Source organism: Phenylobacterium sp., from assembly GCF_031412415.1.
Classification (GTDB): domain Bacteria; phylum Pseudomonadota; class Alphaproteobacteria; order Caulobacterales; family Caulobacteraceae; genus Phenylobacterium.
Genome location: NZ_JANOCX010000071.1, coordinates 1 through 5,322, shown reverse-complemented (window position 1 = coordinate 5,322; position 5,322 = coordinate 1). Strand labels below are relative to the sequence as shown.

The following is a 5,322-nucleotide window of genomic DNA, read 5'->3' as shown; positions in this document are numbered from 1 at the left end:
TCGCCCTGTCGGCGATCCTGGTGGGGGTCAAGCAGTATCGCGACCAGGCGCTGGGCGGGGTCATCACCTTCCGCCGCGCCTTCCTCCTGGGCCTCGGCATCGCCGCCGTCGCCTCGGTGGCTTACATCGCGGTGTGGGAGGTCTATCTCGCGGCGACCGATTACACCTTCATGGACAAGTACGCCGCCCAGACGCTGGAGGCGAAACGCGCCGCCGGAGTCACCGGCGCGGCCTACGAAAAGGCCGTCGCCGAGATGGACGCCATGCGCTTGAGCTACACAAATCCGCTGTTCCGCATACCCATGACGCTGGTCGAGATCCTGCCGGTCGGCCTGCTGATCGCCCTGGTCAGCGCCGCCCTGCTGCGCAATCCGCGCTTCCTGCCGGCCCGCTCCCGGCCGGTCACCGCCTGAGGCAATCTCAATAATTTTGCAGCGCACCATTGATTCTTGCTGCGCCGCACCATAGATCGCATCCGTCGAAAGGATACGATCATGCTCTTTGTCGATTTCGAGAACGTCGAAGGCCAGTTGGCGGCGTCGCGCGCGGTGCGAAGCTTCTTCCAGAAGCTGTTCGCGCGTCTGAGCGTCAAGCGCGTCGCCGAGTACGCCTGATAGTCCACCGGCGCTTCGCCGTATGAAAAAAGGCCCGCGGGTTCCCCCCGCGGGCCTTTCTCATGTTCGGCGTTCGGGCGGTCTAGGTGTTGCCCGGCAGCTTGCAGTCCTTCGAGAAGGCGCAGCCGATGACCGTGAGCGGGGTCAGGGTCTCGGGCTGGTACTCGATGATGTAGCCCTTGAGACCGTCGGCGCAGGCGGTCTCGAAGTAGGTCGTGCCCTTGGCGGTGCGGCCGATGACGCGGGTGTTGGACACTTCGCATTCGGTCTTGCCGAGCTTCTTCAGGTCGGCCGTGACCGTCTTGTAGCCGGCCTCGGCCTTGGTGAAGCTGCAGCGGAACCCGGCGATCGGGGCGCGGGCGCAATCGACGATCTGAGACGCCGTGCCCGGGCCGAAGATGCCCACGGCGCCGTCGGGACGGTTGGCGCAGGCGAGCTCGACGATGTCCTTGCCCTGGGGCGAGGGGAACGGGCCGTACTTGGAGACGTCGCACTCGAACTTCGCGGCCTTGGCGAGGCGGGTGTAGAGGCCGTTCTGCTCGGTCACGGCTTCCTTGGCGTCGGTCAGGGTGCAGCCGCCCATGATCATGGTGGCCTTGGCGCACTCGACCGTCTGGGTCAGCTTGCCCGCGTCGACCTTGTAGAGGTAGCCCTTGCCGTCGGTGCAGGAGGCTTCGAAGAAGCTGGAGCCGCTCTGGGCGACGCCGACGTACTTCTTGTCCTTCACGGTGCAGCCATTGGCGGCGGTGGCGGCGTAGGTGTCGATCACCGCCAGGCGGGAGGCCTTGTCACGCAGGGTGCACTTAATGTTGCTCTCGGAGTCGTCGTACAGCATGCAGTCGCTGGCATCGACGGGCTTGGCCGCGTCCACCGGGGCGCTGGCCTTGACGATATAGCCCTGGGCCGAACCCTGGCAGGCGACTTCAAGATAGGTGGCCGTGGCGCTCTGGCCGATGCCGCGCACCTGTTCCGGCGTGCACTGAACCTTGGCCGCGGCGAGCAGCGGGGCGAGGTCGGACTTGGGATCGGCGTTGCCTGCCAGCTTGCAGGGCAGGCTCGACGGCTTGCCATCGGGCTGCGGGGTGTTGGCCTCGATGCAGGTGAAGACGGTCGGCTTCGGCGCGCCGGCGACGGAGGAGATGATGAAGCCCAGGCCCGAGTCGCAGTCGACTTCGTAATAGCTGGTGGAGGTCTTGGCCTTCTTGTCATCGGACTTTCCGATGAAGCGGGCGTCGGTGACCTTGCAGGCGACACCGGCGGCGGCGGCGAGGGCGGGCGCCTCGGCCATGCCCTGGGCGCGCTGCTTTTCGCTGATCTCGGGGGCCTTCTTGCCTTGTGAGACGGCCGCTGGCGCGAACGCCAGAATAGCCAATACGGCGGCCAGCCCAATTCCGAATGGCCTCATGGTCATAGTACTCCTGGGTGTTCCCTCTAGAGGCGACATAAACCTTAGGGCCGCCACAGGGCAAGCTTGGCGTGAACTGGTCCTCAACAGTTGAGCGCGGCGCCTGAGATGAGGGTTTGATCCGCCCGGCCGCACGTCGGAAACTAGGCTGTTCGAACGACGGGAGGGCGGCGCCATGCGCGATGGGTTTGAAGAGGTCATCGCGGAGACGCCCCGGCCCAAGCTGCGATACCCGTTCGAGCGCGGCCCCAACCCCGGCGAGGCCATCGATGTGGCCCCCGGCGTGAAGTGGCTGCGGATGCCGCTGGGCGGGTCGCTGGCCTTCATCAATGTCTGGGCGATCGAGGAGGAGGGCGGCTGGGCCATCGTCGACACCGGCATGGGCGGCAGCGACACCCAGCAGGCCTGGCGCAAGGCCTTCGCCGAGAGCCTGGGCGGCAAGCCGGTCACCCGGGTCTTCGTGACGCACATGCACCCCGACCACATCGGCATGGCCGGTTGGCTGACCCGCAAGTTCCAGTGCCGCCTATGGATCAGCCGACTGGAGTTCCTGATGTGCCGCTCCCTGGCGGCCGACACGGGACGGGAGGCGCCGGCCGACGCCCTCAGTTTCTACCGGGCCGCCGGCTGGAACGAGGAGGCGCTGGAGAACTACCGCGCCAAGTTCGGCGGCTTCGGCCGCGGTCTGCACGCCCTGCCCGACAGCTTCCAGCGGTTGAGTGACGGGGACGAGGTCGTGATCGGCGGCCGGACGTGGAAAATCGTCGTGGGCTCCGGCCATTCGCCGGAGCATGCCTGCCTGTGGTGTCCTGAGCTGAAGCTGTTCATCTCCGGCGATCAGGTGCTGCCGAAGATCTCGTCCAACGTCTCGGTCTTCCCCACCGAACCCTGCGGCGATCCCCTGACCGACTGGCTGACCTCGCTGGCGCGGATCAAGACCCAGGTGCCCGACGACGTCCTGGTGCTGCCAGCCCACAACGATCCGTTCCACGGCCTGCACGCGCGTATCGATCACCTGATCGGCGGCCACGAGCGCGGCCTGGCGCGGCTGTCGACCCTGATCGCCGAGCCGAAGCGGGCGGTGGACGTGTTCCACGTCCTGTTCCGGCGCAAGATCGACCAGTGGGTGCTGGGCATGGCGACAGGCGAGAGCATCGCCCATCTGAACTGCCTGCTGTCGCGGGGCCAGGCCGTGGCCGAGACCGATTCTGACGGCGTCGTCTGGTATCGCGCGGCGGCTTAGGTATACAGCGTAAGCACTAGGGAGCCCAGAGCATGACCGACCACATCCTCATCGAAAAATCCGCCGGCGTCCTGACGCTCACCATGAACCGCCCGGAGAAGAAGAACGCCCTGACGCGCGCCATGTACCAGGCCCTGGGCGACGCCATCGACCAGGCGGAGTTCGACAAGGAGGTCCGCTGCGTCCTGATCCAGGCCAATGGCGACATGTTCACCGCCGGCAACGACCTCAGCGACTTCGCGGCGGTCAACGCCGGCGATAGCGGCGCGAACGAGGCGCGGCGCGAGGGCAATCCGCTGCTGGCCGCCCTGGCGCGGGCCAAGACGCCGCTGGTGGCCGCGGTCAATGGCCGGGCCGTGGGCGTCGGGACAACCATGCTGCTGCATTGCGACCTGGTCTATGTGGCCGAGAACGCCCTACTGACCACGCCGTTCGTTAACCTGGCCCTGGTGCCGGAGGCCGCCTCCAGCCTGACCCTGCCCAGCCGGATTGGCCATGCGCGGGCCTTCGCCATGTTCGTGCTGGGCGAGGCGGTAGACGCCAAGAAGGCCGTCGACTGGGGGATCGCCAACGAGGTGGTCGCGCTGGACGGCCTGCGCGCCAAGGCGCTGGCGGCGGCCCAGGCGGTCGCCGCTCGCCCGCCGGCCGCGGTGGTGATCACCAAGGCCCTGATGCGCGAAGGCCTGGGCGTCGCCCAGCGGATGGACGAGGAGGGCCTGCACTTCGCCGCCCAGCTCAAGTCGCCGGAAGCCAAGGAGGCCTTCGCCGCTTTCGCCGAGAAGCGCGCCCCAGACTTCTCGAAGGTCGCCTGATGATCCGCTCTCGCTTCGGCGCCTTCACCCCCGCCCGCGTGGTGGCCGGCGACCACGACCTGTCGGGCCGCAATGTCATCGTCACGGGCGGCGCCAGCGGCATCGGGGTGGAGACAGCACGCGCCCTGGCGGGCGCGGGGGCAGACGTCATGCTGGCCGTGCGCGACCGGGTCGCGGGCGAGCGGGTGGCCTCGGAGATCAACCAGTCCATCGGCGCCGACCGCGTTCTGGCTGGGACCCTGGACCTGGCGAGCCTTGGCTCGGTGGGCTCCTTCGTGGACGCCTGGGGCGACGAGCCGCTGGATATCCTGATCAACAACGCCGGCGTCATGGCCTCGCCCCTGCTGCACACCGCCGAGGACCTGGAGCTGCAGATCGGCACCAACCATTTCGGCCATTTCGTCCTGACCCTGGGACTGACCCGCGCGCTGATGAACGCCGCCGAGGACGAGCGGACCGCCCGGGTGGTGCAGCTTTCCTCCATCGGCCACCGGCGCAGCGACATCCATTGGGACGACCCCCACTACCGCAACAGGCCCTACGACAAGTGGGAGGCCTATGGTCAGTCCAAGACCGCCAATTCGCTGTTCGCCGTGGGCTTCAACGAGCGGTTCGAGGAGCACGGGATCACCGCCAACGCGGTCATGCCGGGCGGGATCATGACACCGCTGCAGCGGCACCTGCCCCGCGAGGAAATGATCGCCATGGGCTGGATGAATGAGGACGGCGTGGTCCGGGAAGGGTTCAAGACCCCCGCCCAGGGCGCCTCCACCAGTGTCTGGGCCGCGATCGGCGACGAACTGGAAGGCGTCGGCGGCCTTTACCTGGAAAACCTGGCCCAGGCCCTGCCCTGGGGTGAAGGGCCCAACGCCGGGGTCATGCCCCACGCCCTTGACCCCGAAAGCGCCGAGCGCCTCTGGGCCCTGTCTGAACAGACCACCGGAGTGAAACTATGAGCCTGCAAGGCAAGACCCTCTTCGTCACCGGCGCCAGCCGCGGCATCGGCCTGGCCATCGCGCTTCGGGCCGCCCGTGACGGCGCCAATGTCGCCATCGCCGCCAAGACCGCCGAGCCGCACAAGCAACTGCCCGGCACCATCTATTCCGCCGCCAAGGAGATCGAGGCGGCGGGCGGCAAGGCCCTGCCGCTGATCGTCGACGTGCGCGACGAGGCCAGCGTCTATGAGGCGGTGGAAAAGACCGTGGCGGCCTTCGGCGGGATCGACATCTGCGTCAACAACGCCTCGGC

The 5,322-nt window shown here is 67.6% G+C and carries 6 protein-coding genes; 5 read left to right on the top strand and 1 reads right to left on the bottom strand.

The features are described 5' to 3' along the window. A partial coding sequence (locus RMO04_RS03575; protein WP_309643423.1) for a DUF4199 domain-containing protein occupies positions 1-413 on the top strand: 413 nt, incomplete at its 5' end. A 283-nt stretch (positions 414-696) separates the two neighbouring features. Here the strand turns inward: RMO04_RS03575 and RMO04_RS03570 are convergent. Continuing rightward, positions 697-2,019 (bottom strand): hypothetical protein, encoded by a 1,323-nt coding sequence (locus RMO04_RS03570; protein WP_309643422.1) that lies wholly within the window; start codon positions 2,017-2,019, stop codon positions 697-699. A gap of 175 nt (positions 2,020-2,194) precedes the next feature. Here RMO04_RS03570 and RMO04_RS03565 point away from each other — a divergent pair, with 175 nt between their 5' ends. From RMO04_RS03565 to RMO04_RS03550, 4 genes are all read left to right on the top strand, one after another. Further along, entirely contained in the window at positions 2,195-3,262 is a 1,068-nt protein-coding gene (locus tag RMO04_RS03565; RefSeq protein WP_309643421.1) for an MBL fold metallo-hydrolase, read from the top strand. Between the two features lie 32 nt (positions 3,263-3,294). Next, positions 3,295-4,074 carry an enoyl-CoA hydratase-related protein gene (locus tag RMO04_RS03560; protein WP_309643420.1) on the top strand — a complete coding sequence of 260 codons (780 nt, stop codon included), beginning with the start codon at positions 3,295-3,297 and terminating at the stop codon, positions 4,072-4,074. Continuing rightward, positions 4,074-5,030 carry an oxidoreductase gene (locus tag RMO04_RS03555; protein WP_309643419.1) on the top strand — a complete coding sequence of 319 codons (957 nt, stop codon included), beginning with the start codon at positions 4,074-4,076 and terminating at the stop codon, positions 5,028-5,030. The genes RMO04_RS03560 and RMO04_RS03555 overlap by 1 nt, the downstream gene beginning before the upstream one ends. Next, positions 5,027-5,322: SDR family NAD(P)-dependent oxidoreductase (locus RMO04_RS03550; RefSeq protein ID WP_309643418.1), on the top strand; the 296-nt coding region annotated here is incomplete at its 3' end. The genes RMO04_RS03555 and RMO04_RS03550, both read left to right, overlap by 4 nt.

Bases quoted from the DNA above. Each gene is read 5' to 3' on its own strand.
- RMO04_RS03555 (WP_309643419.1), top strand. From the start codon at position 4,074: ATGATCCGCTCTCGCTTCGGCGCCTTCACCCCCGCCCGCGTGGTGGCC.
- RMO04_RS03560 (WP_309643420.1), top strand. From the start codon at position 3,295: ATGACCGACCACATCCTCATCGAAAAATCCGCCGGCGTCCTGACGCTC.
- RMO04_RS03565 (WP_309643421.1), top strand. From the start codon at position 2,195: ATGCGCGATGGGTTTGAAGAGGTCATCGCGGAGACGCCCCGGCCCAAG.
- RMO04_RS03570 (WP_309643422.1), bottom strand. From the start codon at position 2,019: ATGAGGCCATTCGGAATTGGGCTGGCCGCCGTATTGGCTATTCTGGCG.